This window comes from Herbaspirillum sp. RV1423 (assembly GCF_000577615.1).
Taxonomy (GTDB): domain Bacteria; phylum Pseudomonadota; class Gammaproteobacteria; order Burkholderiales; family Burkholderiaceae_D; genus Herbaspirillum.
This window is the reverse complement of the sequence record NZ_CBXX010000003.1, coordinates 117,236-132,929: the sequence shown is the minus strand read 5'-3', so window position 1 is coordinate 132,929 and position 15,694 is coordinate 117,236. Positions and strand designations below refer to the sequence as shown.

The 15,694-nt window shown below is 62.1% G+C and carries 15 protein-coding genes; 9 read left to right on the top strand and 6 right to left on the bottom strand.

Annotated elements, in window-relative coordinates:
• Positions 1–263: 263 nt before the first annotated feature.
• From RV1423_RS04115 to RV1423_RS04100, 4 genes are all read left to right on the top strand, one after another.
• A complete protein-coding gene (locus RV1423_RS04115; RefSeq protein ID WP_231502043.1) occupies positions 264–647 on the top strand; it encodes a hypothetical protein in 384 nt (127 codons plus the stop codon).
• Positions 648–821: 174 nt separating this feature from the next.
• On the top strand, positions 822–1,910 hold the full coding sequence (locus RV1423_RS04110) for an FAD-binding oxidoreductase (protein ID WP_034293475.1): 1,089 nt from the start codon (positions 822–824) through the stop codon (positions 1,908–1,910).
• 24 nt (positions 1,911–1,934) lie between these two features.
• Positions 1,935–2,456, top strand: a complete 522-nt coding sequence (locus RV1423_RS04105; RefSeq protein ID WP_051516468.1) for a hypothetical protein — start codon at positions 1,935–1,937, stop codon at positions 2,454–2,456.
• Complete coding sequence (locus RV1423_RS04100) at positions 2,453–3,187, top strand: aspartate/glutamate racemase family protein (protein WP_231502042.1); 735 nt, start codon at positions 2,453–2,455, stop codon at positions 3,185–3,187. Before RV1423_RS04105 ends, RV1423_RS04100 begins: the two co-directional genes overlap by 4 nt.
• 148 nt (positions 3,188–3,335) lie before the next feature.
• Here RV1423_RS04100 and RV1423_RS04095 read toward each other — a convergent pair whose 3' ends face one another.
• The 5 genes from RV1423_RS04095 to RV1423_RS04075 all read right to left on the bottom strand — a co-directional run bounded on the left by RV1423_RS04095 (position 3,336) and on the right by RV1423_RS04075 (position 8,321).
• Positions 3,336–4,127 (bottom strand): MetQ/NlpA family ABC transporter substrate-binding protein, encoded by a 792-nt coding sequence (locus tag RV1423_RS04095; RefSeq protein WP_051516467.1) that lies wholly within the window; start codon positions 4,125–4,127, stop codon positions 3,336–3,338.
• A 114-nt stretch (positions 4,128–4,241) separates the two neighbouring features.
• A complete protein-coding gene (locus RV1423_RS04090; RefSeq protein WP_034293472.1) occupies positions 4,242–5,435 on the bottom strand; it encodes a cytochrome c in 1,194 nt (397 codons plus the stop codon).
• Positions 5,432–6,235, bottom strand: a complete 804-nt coding sequence (locus RV1423_RS04085; protein ID WP_034293469.1) for an ABC transporter ATP-binding protein — start codon at positions 6,233–6,235, stop codon at positions 5,432–5,434. Before RV1423_RS04085 ends, RV1423_RS04090 begins: the two co-directional genes overlap by 4 nt.
• On the bottom strand, positions 6,229–7,257 hold the full coding sequence (locus RV1423_RS04080; RefSeq protein ID WP_034293467.1) for an ABC transporter permease: 1,029 nt from the start codon (positions 7,255–7,257) through the stop codon (positions 6,229–6,231). Before RV1423_RS04080 ends, RV1423_RS04085 begins: the two co-directional genes overlap by 7 nt.
• A 26-nt stretch (positions 7,258–7,283) precedes the next feature.
• Positions 7,284–8,321 (bottom strand): ABC transporter substrate-binding protein, encoded by a 1,038-nt coding sequence (locus RV1423_RS04075; RefSeq protein ID WP_034293465.1) that lies wholly within the window; start codon positions 8,319–8,321, stop codon positions 7,284–7,286.
• A gap of 363 nt (positions 8,322–8,684) precedes the next feature.
• Between RV1423_RS04075 and RV1423_RS04070 the strand changes: the two genes are divergently transcribed.
• Positions 8,685–9,254 (top strand): OsmC family protein, encoded by a 570-nt coding sequence (locus RV1423_RS04070; RefSeq protein WP_034293463.1) that lies wholly within the window; start codon positions 8,685–8,687, stop codon positions 9,252–9,254.
• 172 nt (positions 9,255–9,426) lie between these two features.
• Here RV1423_RS04070 and RV1423_RS04065 read toward each other — a convergent pair whose 3' ends face one another.
• Complete coding sequence (locus RV1423_RS04065) at positions 9,427–10,314, bottom strand: S9 family peptidase (protein ID WP_034293461.1); 888 nt, start codon at positions 10,312–10,314, stop codon at positions 9,427–9,429.
• Between the two features lie 302 nt (positions 10,315–10,616).
• On the opposite strand from RV1423_RS04065, the gene RV1423_RS04060 reads away from it, so the two are divergent.
• The 4 genes from RV1423_RS04060 to RV1423_RS04045 all read left to right on the top strand — a co-directional run bounded on the left by RV1423_RS04060 (position 10,617) and on the right by RV1423_RS04045 (position 15,640).
• Positions 10,617–11,087, top strand: a complete 471-nt coding sequence (locus RV1423_RS04060; protein ID WP_034293458.1) for a (2Fe-2S)-binding protein — start codon at positions 10,617–10,619, stop codon at positions 11,085–11,087.
• A complete protein-coding gene (locus RV1423_RS04055; protein ID WP_034293456.1) occupies positions 11,084–13,336 on the top strand; it encodes a molybdopterin cofactor-binding domain-containing protein in 2,253 nt (750 codons plus the stop codon). Before RV1423_RS04060 ends, RV1423_RS04055 begins: the two co-directional genes overlap by 4 nt.
• A 50-nt stretch (positions 13,337–13,386) precedes the next feature.
• Complete coding sequence (locus RV1423_RS04050; RefSeq protein WP_034293454.1) at positions 13,387–13,806, top strand: CHRD domain-containing protein; 420 nt, start codon at positions 13,387–13,389, stop codon at positions 13,804–13,806.
• 550 nt (positions 13,807–14,356) lie between these two features.
• Positions 14,357–15,640 carry an MFS transporter gene (locus RV1423_RS04045; protein WP_231502053.1) on the top strand — a complete coding sequence of 428 codons (1,284 nt, stop codon included), beginning with the start codon at positions 14,357–14,359 and terminating at the stop codon, positions 15,638–15,640.
• Positions 15,641–15,694: the final 54 nt, after the last annotated feature.

Below are 15,694 nucleotides of genomic sequence, written 5' to 3'. Positions count from 1 at the left end.
GCCGTGTCCGTATGTATTTCTGTACTCGGCAACCAGCCCTGTTTCGCTGACAAAATGCTGACGGTAATCCTCCTTCGCAATAACGAGTGGAGTCGACTTGGTATGTTGTAAAGATTTGTTGCGAAGTGCTGGAAAATGCCGCCTAATACGGCCTGGTCCGAAGCGAAAAAATGGTTTCTGTAGCGAGACGACGGACCAGAAGTCTTGGGGGGAATCCAAGCACAAGCGCACACGGATATCGATACCGCATCAGAACGGATGCCATGCCTATCTCGCGCAACGAGTCACAACAATCATTAACCACTCGGCTGGAGATGTGCATGGAACACCTTTTTATCGGAACAGGCGCAGGCTTGTTTGGCGCGGCTTTTCTATGGCTGCGTTACGGCAGGAAATTACGCGCCGACGAGCCGGTCTCTGTTTTTCAGCACAAGATCAATTTCATTCGCGACATTTGCGACGGCAATCTGAAAAAAGCCAATGCCTTGCTGACGGAAAAGATGACGCTTGATACCTCGCTTTCCTATGAGCAGGCAGTCGATCAGGTGTATGCCGACATGCTGGAGTTGACCAGCGAGGAACGTGCCGCCGTCCTCCGGCATGGCGAACGTCGCAAGAAAAAACGTACTTCAGGTTCGCAGCAATAATCGCCGCAGTAGCGTCGACAAGGCGCACATGCGCTTTTGTAATTTGCATACTTGCTATTGGTCGTTGGGCGTCTGCAGCACGGGCGTTATAGTAGAAATCTTGTTTTCATCATCAGGAAATCTGCCGGGAACGCAACGCTGATCAGCATTCCCTGACGACCCTCTTTTCCAGCTATGCATATCGTCATCGGCGCCGGCGTGATCGGCGCTTCGCTTGCCTTTCACCTGGCGCGCGCCGGCGCGCCTGTCGCCGTCATTGACGCCGGCCGCATCGGCGGCGGCACCAGCGCCAGCAGTTTCGCCTGGGTCAATTCGCATAACAAGGCACCGCGCGCCTATCACGATCTCAACGTCGCCGGTATGCGCGCGCACGCCGATTTACGCGCCGCTTTCGGCCATGCGCCGTGGTGGCACGGCGGCGGCACCATCGAATGGGAAGGCATCGCGCCCGAGGCCTACCGTCGCAAAATCGCGCTGCTGCAATCATGGGGCTATGCCGCGCAATGGCTCGATCACGACCAACTGCGCGCGCTGGAACCGGATATCGATCCGGCCGCTGTCGGCGATGCGCCGGTGGCTTTCTTTCCCGATGACGGCTGGGTCGATCCGGTCGTCTACAGCCATGCTTTGCTGGCTGATGCCCAGCGGCACGGCGCCAAGGTTTTCCCGCATCTGGCCGTCACGGCGATCCGGCGGCAAGGCAGCCGCGTGGTTGGGGTGACGACTGCCGATGGGGTATCGCACGACGCCGATGTCGTCATCAACTGCACCGGCCGCTGGGCCGATCAGGCGGCCTTGCCGGCGGCGCTGCGCATTCCGCTGGCGCCGTCGGCGGGGTTGATGGTGTTTACGCCGTCGCTGGCGCATGGGGTGCAGCGGGTGATCTTTTCTCCGCGCGTGCACATTCACCCCGATGGCGCCGGACGCCTGCTGATTTGCCGCAACGATCTTGAAGTGGCGGCAGACGCCGAATTCGATTCCCGTTCGCCGGAAGTGACGGGACTGCTTGCCGCCGCGCGCGAGGTCTTGCCCTTGTTGCGCGGCGTCGATGCCGAAGCCTTGCGCGTGGGCGTGCGTGCGATTCCGGCCGATCAGTTCCCGGCGGTCGGTCCTTCGCCCGATACGGAGGGCTACTACAGCATCGTCACGCACAGCGGCGTAACGCTGGCGCCTTTCCTCGGCGCGGCGGCGGCCGACGAAATCCTCAACAATGCGGTGCGGCCGGAACTGGAAACATTCCGCCCGCGACGCTTCTTTCTCTGAATCCCCATCACAAGGAACACTCTCATGGCAAGACTCAATCTTGTCGCGCGCGAAGCGCTCGACCCGCAACGCCGGCAAGCTTACGACGATGAAATCGCGCGCGTCGGCCTGGTCACCAATATGAAAGGCACCATCCTGCACTCGCTGCCGGCGCATCAGGCCTACCACGGTTCCTACCTGATCAAGGCCGAACTGATCCGGCTGCTAGGCAAGCGCGCCTTCAACATCTACGCCCATGCCATTTCGTCGGCATCGGACTGCTTGCTGTGCTCGACCTTTTTTCGCAAGGCGCTGGCGGCGGAAGGCATCTCGCCGAAGGATTTCAACCCGACCGAAGAGGAACAGTTGCTGATCGACCTTGGCAGCCGCATCGGCGGTCGCGCGAGGCAACTGGACGAGGCCATCTGGGCGCGCCTGAAGCAGCGCTACGACGATGCCGCCATCGTCAACCTGATCGGTTTCGGCGGCACCATGGTCGCCACTAATATCTTCAATAGCATCCTGGAAGTCGACGTCGACGACTATCTGCAGGATCCCGCGCAATGAGCGAGGGAACGGACATGACTGCGCCCAAGAAAACCTATTACGGCGTCAGCGTCGGCATCCTGATGGTGAAGACGCATTTCCGCCGTTATCTCGGCGACATCGGCCATGCGGGAACCTGGGATTTTCCGGTGCAATACCGTATCGTCGACGACGCCGTGCCGGCCAAGATGACCGACCTGCACAATGCCAGCCTGCTGGAACCGTTCAAGAAGGCGGCCAAGGAACTGGTCGACGCCGGCGTCGACGGCATCACCACGACCTGCGGCTTCCTGTCGATCTATCAGCAGGAACTGGTCGACTTTTGCGGCGTGCCGGTGGCGACCAGCAGCTTGCTGCAGGTGCCGATGGTGCAGCGGATCATTCCGTCGCACAAGCAGGTCGGCATTCTCACCTATAACGGCGAAGTCCTCAACGGAAAATACCTGGAAGCGGTCGGCATCGCCGCCGATACGCCGGTGTACGGCATGCCGCAGGATTCCGAATTCGTGCGCTCGATCCGCGAGGGCGACGACAGCGTGCCGCATGCGGTGCTGCGTCGGGAAGTGCTCGATCTGACGGCGCGCATGCTGCGCGAAAATCCGGCTATCGGCGCCATCGTTTCCGAGTGCACCAATCTCGCGCCATTCACGGCCGATATCCAGCAGGCTTCCGGCATTCCGATTTACGACACAGTGTCGCTGGTGAATTGGTTTCACGCCGGTTTGCGGCCTCGCCGCTATCCGGCGGAATAGGAAACTATCATCGCAATTGTCCCGGCGAATGCCGGGACCCAGTGTCGTGAGTCGTGAAGACGGCCGTTACGACGCTGGATCCAGATGTTCGTCAGGACAACAGCGTGATGCGAGGTTTGCAATGACGGACGGTTTGCGGCGCTGAAAATCACCAGGCCGGAATCACCGTACCGTTGAATTTCCTGATGATGAACTGCTTGATCTGATCCGACTCGAAGATCTTTATGAAACGGGCAATGCGCGGATCATCCTTGCGGTCGGCGCGCGCGGCCCAGATGATGGCCCATTGCGAGGTCTTGTCTTCCAACAGCAAGGCGTCCTTGGGATTGAGGCCCGCCAGGACGCCCTTGTTCAGCGTGATTACGCCGGCATCGATATCGACCAGCACGCGCGGCAATTGCACTTCGTCGAGCAGGACGATGTTGAGCTTCTTCGGATTCTCTGCGATGTCGGCGACGCCGGCATTGGTGTTGGCGTCGGCCTTGAGCTTGATCAGGCCGGCTTTTTGCAGCAGGAACAGGGCGCGCGCTTCATTGGCGGGATCGTTCGGAATGCCGATCTTGGCGCCTTGCGGGAAACTTGCCAGCGACTTGTGTTTGGCCGAGTAGATGCCAGCCGGCGCGACATAGGTCGGCTTGATCGACACGATCTTGTAGCCGCGCGATTCGTTCTGCTTTTGCATGTACGGCACGTGCTGGAAATTGTTCAGGTCGATGTCTCCGGCCTGCGTCGCTTCGTTGATTTGGGTCGGCTCGGTGAACTCGATCACTTTGACCGGGAAACCTTGCGCATTGGCGATCTTGGCGGCTTCTTGCAGGAAATCGCTGAACGGACCGGGCGACGCGCCCACACGCAGCGGGGCGTCGGCGGCGAAGGCATTGGCGCTGAAAGCCAGTGTGGCGACGAGGAGGATTTTTTTTTGCAGGCGGGATGAAAACACGGCGTTCTTTCTTGTCAGTATTGAGTTGGCGGGAAAGTGTAGCAATTGCTTCCGCAATTGCGAACGACGCATTTCTCACGACGATATTTGGTTTTCTTCTTTGACGTCTGACGGCTATCGGACCGCGTGGATAAAGCCGCCCTTGACGAAGCGCACCGGCTCGGCGTCCATTGCCGCGATGAGCTCGTCGAGTCCGCCCCGGGCGTCTTTCTTCATCGCCGCCGGCGCGCGGCACAGGATGTCGGATTCGGACCAGTTGCCGTTGCCATCATTCGCTGCTTTGCGTGCGCGCAGCCAGCCGTCGCGGTCGCTCAGCAATTGCGTGCCGGCGAGCTTGTCGCTGTCGATGCCGGTAATGATGGAAAGCGCTTGCCACGCATCGCGCGAATTGGCCATGCAATCAATGGCGGGCTCGCCCGGCTGCGATGTCGGTTTGTTGACCGCGCCGTTGGCCAGAATGATGCTGCGCAAGCGCGGATCGTCTAGCGGAAATGATGCCGGCTGTTGCGCCGAGGCCAGGATGATGCGCACCCGCTGGCCATGCCGTTGCCCGACGGTCCGGCGCGATACATCGCCGCAATCGGTCGCTACCGCGGGCAAGGCCACCGGCTGATCCCAGGAGCCGATCTCGCGAATGCTCGTACCTGCTGCATTGGCCTTCATGAAGTCGATCAGCGCCCAGACGTCGCTGTCGGTGAGTTGGCGCGTGAAGCCGGGCATGGTCGTTGCACCGAGGCGATCTCGCGCGCCGTAGGCGATCTTCCAGAACAGTTCACCGTCCGCGCGCCGCCACAGCAAACCGCTTGCCAGATTGGGCGGCGATACCGGCAGCGACAAGGCCAGCGGCGTATCGCCCTTGCCGTCGGCCGCATGGCAACTGGCGCAACGCTGATCGTACACGCGCTTGCCATGGACGATGGCGGCGGCGCTGAAACCCGAAGGCGAAACGTGGAAGCTGGTTGGCTCGGCCGGCGCCAGCAGCAGCCCGCGATCAGGCCACGGCGCGAAGAACGCCAGCACCACGGCGATCAGCAGCATCACGATGCGGCCGCGCCGCCACAATGCAGCGACGGCCAGCGACAGCAGCGCAATAGCGACGAAGCCCAATGCCTCCAGCAGTTGCCGCGCCACGCTGCGGTCGATCAGCAGGACCTCGCCGCTCAGACGCTGCGCGAACGGCCATGCCGGCTGGCCGTGGCTGGTCTGCGCCAGTCGCAGCGCCGCCAGTGCATGGAGAAATCCTTCTTGCAGGTCCTGGAATGCGATGAGCAGCGGATTGATCCAGTCGGACAGCGACAGCAGACTCACCAGCTCGCATCCAATCCCAGATGACGCAAGGCTTCATGGCGCAGCGCGGCCAGCCGCGCATCGCCGCGATGGCGGGGGTAGGGCAGGTCGACCGTGATTTTGGCGCGCACGCGCGCCGGCCGATCGCTGAAGATGATGACGCGGTTCGCCAGGAACAGCGCTTCCTCGACATCGTGCGTGACCAGCAAGGCCGAGAAGCCGTTGCGCTGCCACAGCGACACCAGCTCGCTCTGCATTTGCAAGCGCGTAAGCGAATCGAGTTTGCCAAGCGGTTCGTCCAGCACCAGCAATTGCGGATCGTTGACCAGCGCGCGCGCCAGCGCCACGCGCTGCGCCATGCCGCCGGACAGTTGATGCGGAAAGGCGTCGGCGAATTCGCTCAGGCCGACCAGCGCGAGCGCATCGTCGACGCGTTGCCGCTGTTGCTTGAGCAGGCCGCGCGCCTGCAGGCCGAGTGCGACGTTGTCCCACACCTTGCGCCACGGGTACAGCGTCGGATCCTGGAACACCACGATGCGCGAAGGATCGGGACGCGTGATCTTCTCGTTGTTCTGCAAGACCTCGCCAGCGGTCGCCGGTTCCAGTCCTGCCACCAGCCGCAGCAAGGTCGACTTGCCGCAACCGCTCGGACCGAGCAGAGCGACGAACTCGCCCGGCGCGACGGTCAGCGAAATATCGTCGAGCACCTGCAAGACGCCGTTGGGTAATTTGAACCAGTGGCTGACGTTGCGGATGTCGATGCGCGCGCCGGTTTTGCGTTGCTGTTGTTGTTCCGGTTGGGTCAATGTCGGGCTTACCATTTGACGGTTCCTTTCTGCCACGACAGCGCGCGGTCGCGAACTTTGAACAGCAGGGTGATCAGGCTCGAGCACAGGATCGCCATGACGATCAGCGCGGCATACATGTTGCTGTAGGCGGCCCAGCCTTGCGCCCATTGCAGGTACCAGCCGAGACCGGCCTTGACGCCCATCATCTCCGCCGTCACCAGCACCGAGAACGCCGCGCCCAGGCCCATGAACAGGCCGACGAAGACTTGCGGCAAGGCTGCCGGGATCGCCACGCGCAGAATCAGGAACCATTCCGAAGCGCCCAGCGTGCGCGCCACGTCGTAGTAGCTTTTGCTGACCGACGCCACGCCGGACCAGGTCAGCACTGCGACCGGAAACGCCGTCGCCAGCGCGATCAGGAACACCGCCGCCGCATAGCTGGACGGCGCGAAGAAAAACGCCAGCGGCAGCAGCGCCGATGCTGGTACCGGACCGAGAAAGCGCAGCACCGGATGCACCCAGTAGCCGGCCACGCGCGACCAGCCGATGGTGGCGCCGACCAGGAAGCCGACGATGCCGCCGACGGCGAAGCCATGCACCAGCAAGCGCAGCGAATACGCCGTGCTGATGCCGAGGCGGCGCCAGTCTTCGTCATAGACTTCGATCAGGCTTTGCGGCGGCGCGAAGAACGGCGTCGGCAGCACGCCCAGCTTGGCGGTCAGGATTTCCCATGTGCCCAGCAGCAGCGGCGCCGCGACCAGCCATTGTCCGGCCGGACGCAGCAAATGCGCGACGCGGCCGGCGCGTTCGCCTGCCAGCGCCAGCAAGGCCAGCGCCACGGCAACCGCGGTTGCGGCATAGCCGAACTCGTCGGTGTAGGCCCAGTCGCTGAAACCGACTTCCTTGTTCGGCCAGCGCAGCGTGATCAATCCCAGCAGCAGCCAGGCGGTCGCCGCCAGCAGGCCGGTGCGCCAGACGCCGGTCACGCGCACGCCGTCGAACAGGCCTGCTTGGCCGGCCCTGAGCAAAACATCCTCAGTCGTGGTGCTTGTCATGTCGATCTCCGGTTCAAGAGTGGTCGTCAGCTCAGCACGTCGACGGTGACGTGATTCGCCAGACGGACGGGGTCGGTGGATTTCTTCAGCACGCCTGCGGTGTGGAAGTCGCGCGCGAAATATTCGACTTCGTCGCGCAGCGGTTTGCCGTTCGGATGGTGGTGATAGGTCAGGCCGGTCAGTAGCGCGCGCAAATCTTCGACCGGCACTTTAGGTGAATACTTGGCGTAGATCTTGGCGGCTTCGTTGGGATTTTCGGCAACGTATTCCGAGGCCTGCACAATGGAGCGCACCACCGCGGCGGCGGCCGGTTTGTCATTGCGCACCAGATCGCCGCGCGCACCGAGGATGCAGCAGAGCTTGTCCTTGTATTCGCCGACGGCGCTGTTGCCGATTTCTGTGAAGACGCCCTGGTTGCGCTTCTCGATCAGGAAGACGTTCGGATCGCCGTCGGCGATCGCCTGGATTTCTCCCTTCTTGACGGCGACGTCGAGCAGGTCGGCCGGGTAGACGCGCCACTCGACGTCCTTCTCGACGTTGAAACCCTTCTTGACCAGATGGATGGCGAAGAAGTTCTTGGCCGGGCTGTTCTGGTCGGACACGCCGATGACCTTGCCCTTGAGGCTGTTGATGTCCTTCACGCCGGCTTGGTTGGCGCCTACCAGGCGCAGGCAGCCGCCGTGTGCGCTGCCGACGATTTTGACGTCGAAGCCGGCTTCGAGCGGCTTGAGCCAGCGATGGATGAGGCCGACGCCGACGTCGGCCTTGCCGGTGGCCAGCGCTTCCAGCAATTGGTCGGTGGAACCGCCCCAATTGAGCAATTCGACGTCGAGCCCGTTTTTCTCGAAGAAGCCGCGTTCCTGCGCCACTACCACCGGCGACAGGCAGAACGCGATCGCGCTCCAGGCGAAGGTCAGCTTGCGCGGCGGCGCCGACCAGGCGTTGGGTGCGACGACGGCGGCACCGGTGCCGACAATGGCTGCCGCCGCGCCTGCGCGCAGTACATCGCGGCGCGACCAGGAGGGGAGAGCGATTGCATCTTGCGAGGGAATATTATTTTTCATCGTTGGTGACTCCACTGGGTTGACAGGAGCGGGCGCAGGCATATGTGGCGCTGACGGGCCGCTGACAAAACAAACAAATACTAATGATGCCGGCGTCGGCGGCCAAAGAATAAGAATGCGTTTCTTTATGCGCCCGGCGCGCGTAGCCGCGCTTATCTCGCGGAACGGCATGCAGACTTGGACGGTGCGTTTCTGGTAAGCGTCGAATGCGGCGTTATGGCAGACGAGAGGCGCCGCGCAGGTGTATATGGATATTCAGAATGCTTCGTTGCCGGGCGCAAGCGCGAGGATGGAGACTACGGTTTGCCCGGTGCGGATGGGACGTGCCGGCGCCGCATTCATCATTCAAGGAAAGTATCCGCCATGACCACACTGAATCATTACCTGTCCGAAAAACGCAGCGCCGTGCTGGCGCGCGAAGCCCTGATCGACGCCGGCAATGCCGGTCCTGCCGCGCTGCAAGCGAAGGTCAGCGCCGAAGGACGCAGCGGCGTGCGCCGCATCCGCATTCGCGACCATCAGGTCATCAGCGACAGCCCGCCGGATTTTGCCGGCTACAACCTGGGACCGAGTTCACCCGAATTGCAACTGGGCGTGCTGGGTTCCTGCGTGACGCATATCTTTCTGATCCAGGCGGCGCATCGCCAGGTGCCGGTCGATTCGCTCGAGGTGGAGGTCACCGGCAAGATCGATCCGCGTGGCGGTCGTCCCGGTTATGAAGACATTCCTATCTATCCGCACGACATCGGTTATACCGTGCATCTGGCGTCGCCGGCGAGCGAGGAGGACGTGCAGGCCTTGTTCGAGGCGGTGGAGAAGACTTGCCCTATCCTCAACCTGCTGAAGAATCCGCAGCAAATCCGCGCCGAGATCCGGCACACCGGCAGCGCGCCGGGAGAGGCCGGGGTTGAGGCGGAGCAGGCGATTTCCTGAGCTGAACAGCGGAGCAGGCATATTTCTATTCATCGGAGTCGTCCCGGCGAACGCCGGGACCCAGCGTCGTGCAGACGTCCGATACGGCACGGGGCCCAGACATAAGCCGGGATGACAGTGTGCAGTCTCAACTGAATGTCATGAACGCCTGGCGCGAGGATCAGTCCGAGGTTCAATGTTTCAGCGGCTCGGCATTGAACCCAAGCTTGCCGATGAATTCGGCGACGATCGGCGACCAGATATCGACGCCGTTGGAGAACAGCGTGTGGCCGTTTTTGGCGAACGGCGGCAGCAGATGGAAATCTGCATCGCCGCCCGCCTTGACGAAGGCGGCATGCCAGGCCTTGCTGTAGCTGGGGTTGAAATACTGGTCGTTTTCCGTGTAGATCCACAGCATCGGCGCCTTGGTGGTTTTGCCGAAATGGGCGTACATCTCTGCCATGCGATTGCCCTGGCATGGAACGCCGGGATGCGTCGCCGGGTCGCCGCCGGAACCGCCGGCAAAATTGATGGCGCCGATCAGGCCAGCGGGATGCCTGGCGGCGGTGGCGACGGTGGAGTAGCCGCCCACCGACTGGCCGACCAGCAGTACCCGGGCGGGATCGACGTAAGGCTGTTGCCTGGCGTAATCAAGTACGGCAAGTATTTCCGTGCTGGCGGCTTCGGCCATGGGCGCATAGTCCTTGCTGCTGCATGAACCGCTGTCTTCCGGATCGAACTGCGTGCCGTATTGGCCATAACCGATGCGGGTCGGTTCGAATACCGCAAAGCCGCGTTCGGTGAAAAAGCGCGCCTGCCTGGTGTAGCGGAAGCGCGGCGGGTCGGCGCGGTTGGTGGGGCTGCGTCCGTGGTTGAGGATGACGATCGGAAAAGGACCGTCGCCGTCGGGTTTGAATTGCGTGACCACGACTTTGCCGGTCTCTTCGCGGCCGTAGATATCCTTGACCTTGACGTCGATTGCGGTGACCGACTCATGCAAATCATGCGCGAGTTGCTGCGCGTGGGCGGGGAGAAAGGCGTTGCCGGCGAGGAGGCAGAAACATAGCAGTAAAGGGCGCATGATTTTTGTTCTGATGGTTGGAGTGGCGTCGGCAAATTATCTGTGAATCGGCATGGCTTGCGTGGATTTATCGCACGAATTTTTGTTTTGCGGCGGCCGGTTCCGAGGCTTTGTTGCAGCGGCGCAAATGTGCGGCGCTGCAGACTTTCAAAACGCTGACAGGATGCTTCGCCGGGCCTTTGGGACACCGGCATACGGGCTTTTACGGGCGTGCTAGAATCCATCGCGCTACAGGTGTGCAAGTGAGTTAGGAATCGAACAACGGTTTTTTCCGATAACGCTTCACAGACCCGGAGAGCGTCATGCCTACCATCTCTTTTACCGTCAACGGCGCGTCCCGTTCCGTTGATGTCCGCGATCCAGAACAACCCCTGCTTTATATCTTGCGCAACGCCATCGGCCTGACCGGTCCCAAGTTCGGTTGCGGTCTGGGGCAATGCGGCGCCTGTACGGTCTTGCTCGACAAGACGCCGCTGCGCAGTTGCGTGACGCCCTTGTCGGCCGTCGCGGGCAAATCCATCACCACTATCGAAGGTCTCGGCACGCCCGAGCGGCCGCATCCGGTGCAGGCTGCCTTCATCGCCGAGCAGGCCGCGCAGTGCGGCTATTGCGCCAACGGCATGGTCATGACCAGCGCGGCCTTGCTGGCTTCCAATCCCAGGCCGAGCGAAGCTGAAATCAAGGATGCTCTGGCGGCCAATCTGTGCCGCTGCGGCACGCATGTGCGCATTTTGCGCGCGGTGATGCGCGCTTCGGGGAGGACGCCGGCATGAACGCGCCATTCGATATCCAGATGACCAGACGGCAGTTGCTCAAGGCCGGCGGCGCGCTGGTGGTGGCGCTGGGTTTGCCTTTGTCCGCACGCGCGACCGAACAGGTGTTGCGGGACAAGAGCGGCAACGCGCAAGCGCATGCCCTGATCGACAAGACGCTCGATGCCGGCGCGGTGGATGGTTACATCGCGATCCATCAGGACGGCACCGTGACCTTGTTTTCCGGCAAGGTCGATCTCGGCCAGGGACTGCGCATCGCGATCCGGCAAATGGCGGCGGAAGAACTCGGCATCGCTGTCGACAAGATAGAAATGATCGAAGGCGACACCGCGCTCACGCCCGACCAGGGGCCGACCGCCGGCAGCAGCGGCGTCATGCGCGGCGGCGTGCAGATACGGCAGGCGGCGGCTACCGCGCGCGAGGCGCTGATCTTGATGGCGGCGGCGCGCCTGCAAAAACCGGCGTCCGAACTGATGGTGCAGGACGGCGTGGTGCGGCCCAAGGCCGGCGGCGCGGGCCTGAGCTTCGCCGAACTGGTCGGCGGCAAGCGTTTCGACCTGAAGGTCGACGCCAAGGCGCCGCTGAATAGTCCGCAAGATTATCGCGTGGTCGGCAAGCCGCTGTTGCGGCCCGACGTGCCGGCCAAGGTGACCGGCACACACGTCTATGTACACGACGTGAAGTTGCCAGGCATGCTGCATGGGCGCGTGATCCGACCGGCTGGCGAGGGCGCGCGGATCGTCTTGATCGACGAGTCTTCCGTCAGGAGTTTTCCAGGCGTCAGGGTGGTGCGCATCGGCGACTTCCTCGGCGTGGCCGCGCCCGACGAATGGGATGCCATGCAAGCCGCGGCGGCGCTGAAGGTGGTCTGGAGCGACAGCGACAAACTGATGGGGCACGACAAGGTCGAGCAGTGGCTGCGCAGCGGCCCCTTCGATGCGGAAGAAACGCTGGTCAGCAAGGGCGACGCCGCCGGCGTGTTGCAGTCGGCTGCCGGCAAGCTCAGCGCGAGTTATTACTGGCCGCCGCAGACGCACGGCTCGATCGGGCCGTCGTGCGCGGTGGCTGATGTCGGCGCAAAACAGGCGACGATTTATACGGCTTCGCAAGGCACGCATCGCTATCGTCCCGCTTACGCGCAGATGCTGGGTTTGCCTAATGAGGCGGTGCGTCTGGTGTATGTCGACGGCGCCGGTTGCTACGGCATGAACGGCCACGACGACGCCGCTGCCGATGCGGCGCTGATGTCGAAGACGCTGGGCAAGCCGGTGCGGGTGCAATGGTCGCGTCAGGACGAGCATGGCTTCGATCCCAAGGGGCCGCCGCAGGCATTGACCGTCGAAGGTGCGCTCGGTCCCGGCAATACGATTGCTGCGTGGCGCACCGAGATGTGGCTGCCGCGCGCCACCGCCAGTCTGCCGACGGTGCCGCTGCTGGCGCCGCAGACCGCCGGCATGCCGCAACCCAAGGGCATTTCGACCGGCCTGATCTCGCAGAACGGCGATCCGCCTTACGACGTTGCCAACGTGTCGGTCGGCGTGCACTGGCACGACAGCGCGCCGCTGCGTCCGGCCAACATCCGCGCGCCCGGCAAGATCGCCAATATTTACGCGGTGGAATGCTTTACGGATGAACTGGCGGCGCAAGCCGGCATGGACCCGCTGGCGTTCCGGCTGCAATCGCTGAAGGATGCGCGCGGCGCGGAAGTATTGAAGCGCACCGCGTCGCTGTTCGGCTGGCAGTCGCGCGCCGCCAGCGCGGGCGCGGTAAACAAGACCAACAAGCGCGGACGCGGCATTGCCTATTCGCATTACAAGCACAACGAAACCTATGTCGCCATGGCGATGGAGGTCGAAGTCGATCGCGGCAGCGGCGGCATCCGCGTGCTGCGGGTGGCCTGCGCGCATGACTGCGGGTTGATCATCAATCCCGATGGGCTGCGCGCCCAGGTGGAAGGCAGCATCCTGCAAACCATTTCGCGCAGCCTGTATGAAGAGATCCGTTTCGACCGCCGCCGTGTGCAGAACGTTGACTGGGCCAGTTATCCGATTCTGGCCTTTCCCGCCGTGCCGGAAGTGCGTATCGAACTGATCGACCGGCCGACCATGCCGCCGCTCGGCGGCGGCGAGGCGGCCGCTTCTCCGGTGACGGCGGCGCTGGCCAATGCGGTATGGGATGCGGTCGGCATTCGTCTGCGCACCGTGCCGTTTACGCCGGAGCGCGTGAAGGCGGCGCTGGCCAATGCCTGATGATGTGCAATGCAGGTTCTTATGATGTCTGAAAACGAGGAGAACGAATCATGATCAAACCAGGAAGCAAGAAGATCGCCCTGCTGGCGGCGTTGCTGTTGAGCGTTGCGTCGGTGTCGGCGCAAACCGTCAGCGTTGAACTGAAGAGCGCCAGCGAAGTACCGGCCAACGATTCGGCCGCCGGCGGTTCCGGCAGCATCAGCGTGGCCGCCGACAAGACGGTCAGCGGCAGCATCACGACGACCGGCATCGAAGGCAAGATGGCGCACATCCACACCGGCGCAGCGGGCGCCAATGGTCCGGTGCTGGTGGGGTTGACGAAGAATGGCGAGAACGGCTGGACGGTGCCGGCCGGCGCCAAGTTCAGCGACGAGCAGTATGCCGCCTTCATGGCGGGCGGCATGTATGTCAATGTCCACAGCGCGGCGCATCCGGGCGGCGAGATTCGCGGACAACTGCTGCCGAAGTGAGCGGCCTCCGTTTCATCGAAGCCATCCTCCGGCGGGGATGGCTTTTTTGTCGGTGAACCTCCCATTGGTAGTCTTAAATTGTCAGACAACTAATCGATTTGTTACTTTTCGAGCCTTTGCAGGGATTCTTTATCGAAAGGTGCAACAGCCTTTCCGGCAAGCCGGCGCACGGCGTTTTCGCATGGCTTATGATGCCGCCTGATCCGCTCTGGACGCGGGGTCTGAATAAAAATCAAGGTGTTCCCACAATTCATTTGCCAAACTAAACACGGCTGTTTATACTCCCACTTATGTTGTATGATGACTGATAACAAGGTCGACTTTGTCGTTTTTCCATAATAAATACTGTCGCAGTCAGTCCGCAGGGCGCCGCCAGACATAAGCAGGAGACCGCCGCAGGCATACAGGCCCGCGGCATCCGGTTTATCGTCTTGCCGTCCGGGATTCAAGCGCAGTACCGGTCGGGAGATAGTCAGTGAGTGTCAATCAAGTCGGCGCTGCAGCGAGCAGCAGCGCCAAAGCAAGCCATGTCCGTTATCTGATCCTGTTCATGCTGTTCCTGGTGACGACGGTCAATTATGCCGACCGCGCCACGCTGTCGATCGCAGGCACCTCGATGAAGGCCGAACTGGGTCTCGATCCGGTGATGATGGGTTACATCTTTTCGGCGTTCAGTTGGGCATATGTGCTGGCGCAATTGCCGGGCGGCTGGCTGCTGGACCGTTTCGGTTCCAAGAAGATCTACGCACTGAGCATCTTCCTGTGGTCGTTCTTCACGCTGCTGCAAGGCGGCGTGACCTGGTTCGGCACCGCAGCGGCAGTGGTCTTGCTGTTTCTCCTGCGTTTCATTGTCGGCATGGCGGAAGCGCCCTCGTTCCCGGCCAACGGCCGCATCGTGGCGTCGTGGTTTCCGACCGCGGAGCGCGGTACTGCCTCGGCGATTTTCAATTCCGCCCAATACTTTGCCGCTGTGCTGTTCACGCCGCTGATGGGCTGGATCACGCATGCCTATGGCTGGCATCATGTGTTCACGGTGATGGGCGTGTTCGGCATGGGACTGGCTTTCGTCTGGATCAAGATCATTCACAGCCCCAAGGATCACCCGATGATCAACAAGGCCGAGCTGCAGCACATCGAGCAGGGCGGCGGCCTGGTCGACATGGATCAGGCCGGGCAGCCGGCGAAAGCCGGCACCGGCGAAGGCAAGGCCAAGTGGGGCTACATCAAGCAACTGTTAAGCAACCGCATGCTGCTGGGCGTGTATATCGGCCAGTACTGCATCAATACGATCACTTATTTCTTCCTGACCTGGTTTCCGGTGTATCTGGTGCAGGAGCGCGGCATGTCGATCCTCAAGGCTGGCTTCGTGGCGTCGATCCCCGCGGTGTGCGGCTTCATCGGCGGGGTGGTCGGCGGCCTGATTTCGGACCGCCTGATCAAGCGCGGCCATAGCGTCACGTTGTCGCGCAAGATTCCTATTGTCGGCGGCATGCTGCTGTCGACCACGATGATCCTGTGCAATTACGTCGATGCGCAATGGCTGGTGGTCGGCATCATGGCCGTGGCCTTCTTCGGCAAGGGCATCGGCGCGCTGGGCTGGGCCGTGGTGGCCGATACCGCGCCGAAGGAAATCGTCGGCCTGTCCGGCGGCTTGTTCAACACCTTCGGCAATATCGCCGGCATCACCACGCCGATTGTGATCGGTTATATCCTGAAGGAGACCGGTTCTTTTGCAGGCGCGCTGGTCTTCGTCGGCGCCAATGCGCTGGTGACGGTGATCAGCTATCTGGTGATCGTCAAGGAAATCAAGCGCGTCGAATTGAAGCCGATATGATGCGGCAACGTCGTTAACCCGAAGCCATTCGCGGTCAATTTGCAGTAGATGGGA

Coding starts and splice junctions, on each gene's coding strand:
- RV1423_RS04045 (WP_231502053.1), top strand. CDS start 14,357: ATGCTGTTCCTGGTGACGACGGTCAATTATGCCGACCGCGCCACGCTG.
- RV1423_RS04085 (WP_034293469.1), bottom strand. CDS start 6,235: ATGGTAAGCCCGACATTGACCCAACCGGAACAACAACAGCAACGCAAA.
- RV1423_RS04055 (WP_034293456.1), top strand. CDS start 11,084: ATGAACGCGCCATTCGATATCCAGATGACCAGACGGCAGTTGCTCAAG.
- RV1423_RS04070 (WP_034293463.1), top strand. CDS start 8,685: ATGACCACACTGAATCATTACCTGTCCGAAAAACGCAGCGCCGTGCTG.
- RV1423_RS04110 (WP_034293475.1), top strand. CDS start 822: ATGCATATCGTCATCGGCGCCGGCGTGATCGGCGCTTCGCTTGCCTTT.
- RV1423_RS04105 (WP_051516468.1), top strand. CDS start 1,935: ATGGCAAGACTCAATCTTGTCGCGCGCGAAGCGCTCGACCCGCAACGC.
- RV1423_RS04075 (WP_034293465.1), bottom strand. CDS start 8,321: ATGAAAAATAATATTCCCTCGCAAGATGCAATCGCTCTCCCCTCCTGG.
- RV1423_RS04060 (WP_034293458.1), top strand. CDS start 10,617: ATGCCTACCATCTCTTTTACCGTCAACGGCGCGTCCCGTTCCGTTGAT.
- RV1423_RS04100 (WP_231502042.1), top strand. CDS start 2,453: ATGAGCGAGGGAACGGACATGACTGCGCCCAAGAAAACCTATTACGGC.
- RV1423_RS04065 (WP_034293461.1), bottom strand. CDS start 10,314: ATGCGCCCTTTACTGCTATGTTTCTGCCTCCTCGCCGGCAACGCCTTT.
- RV1423_RS04080 (WP_034293467.1), bottom strand. CDS start 7,257: ATGACAAGCACCACGACTGAGGATGTTTTGCTCAGGGCCGGCCAAGCA.
- RV1423_RS04050 (WP_034293454.1), top strand. CDS start 13,387: ATGATCAAACCAGGAAGCAAGAAGATCGCCCTGCTGGCGGCGTTGCTG.
- RV1423_RS04115 (WP_231502043.1), top strand. CDS start 264: ATGCCTATCTCGCGCAACGAGTCACAACAATCATTAACCACTCGGCTG.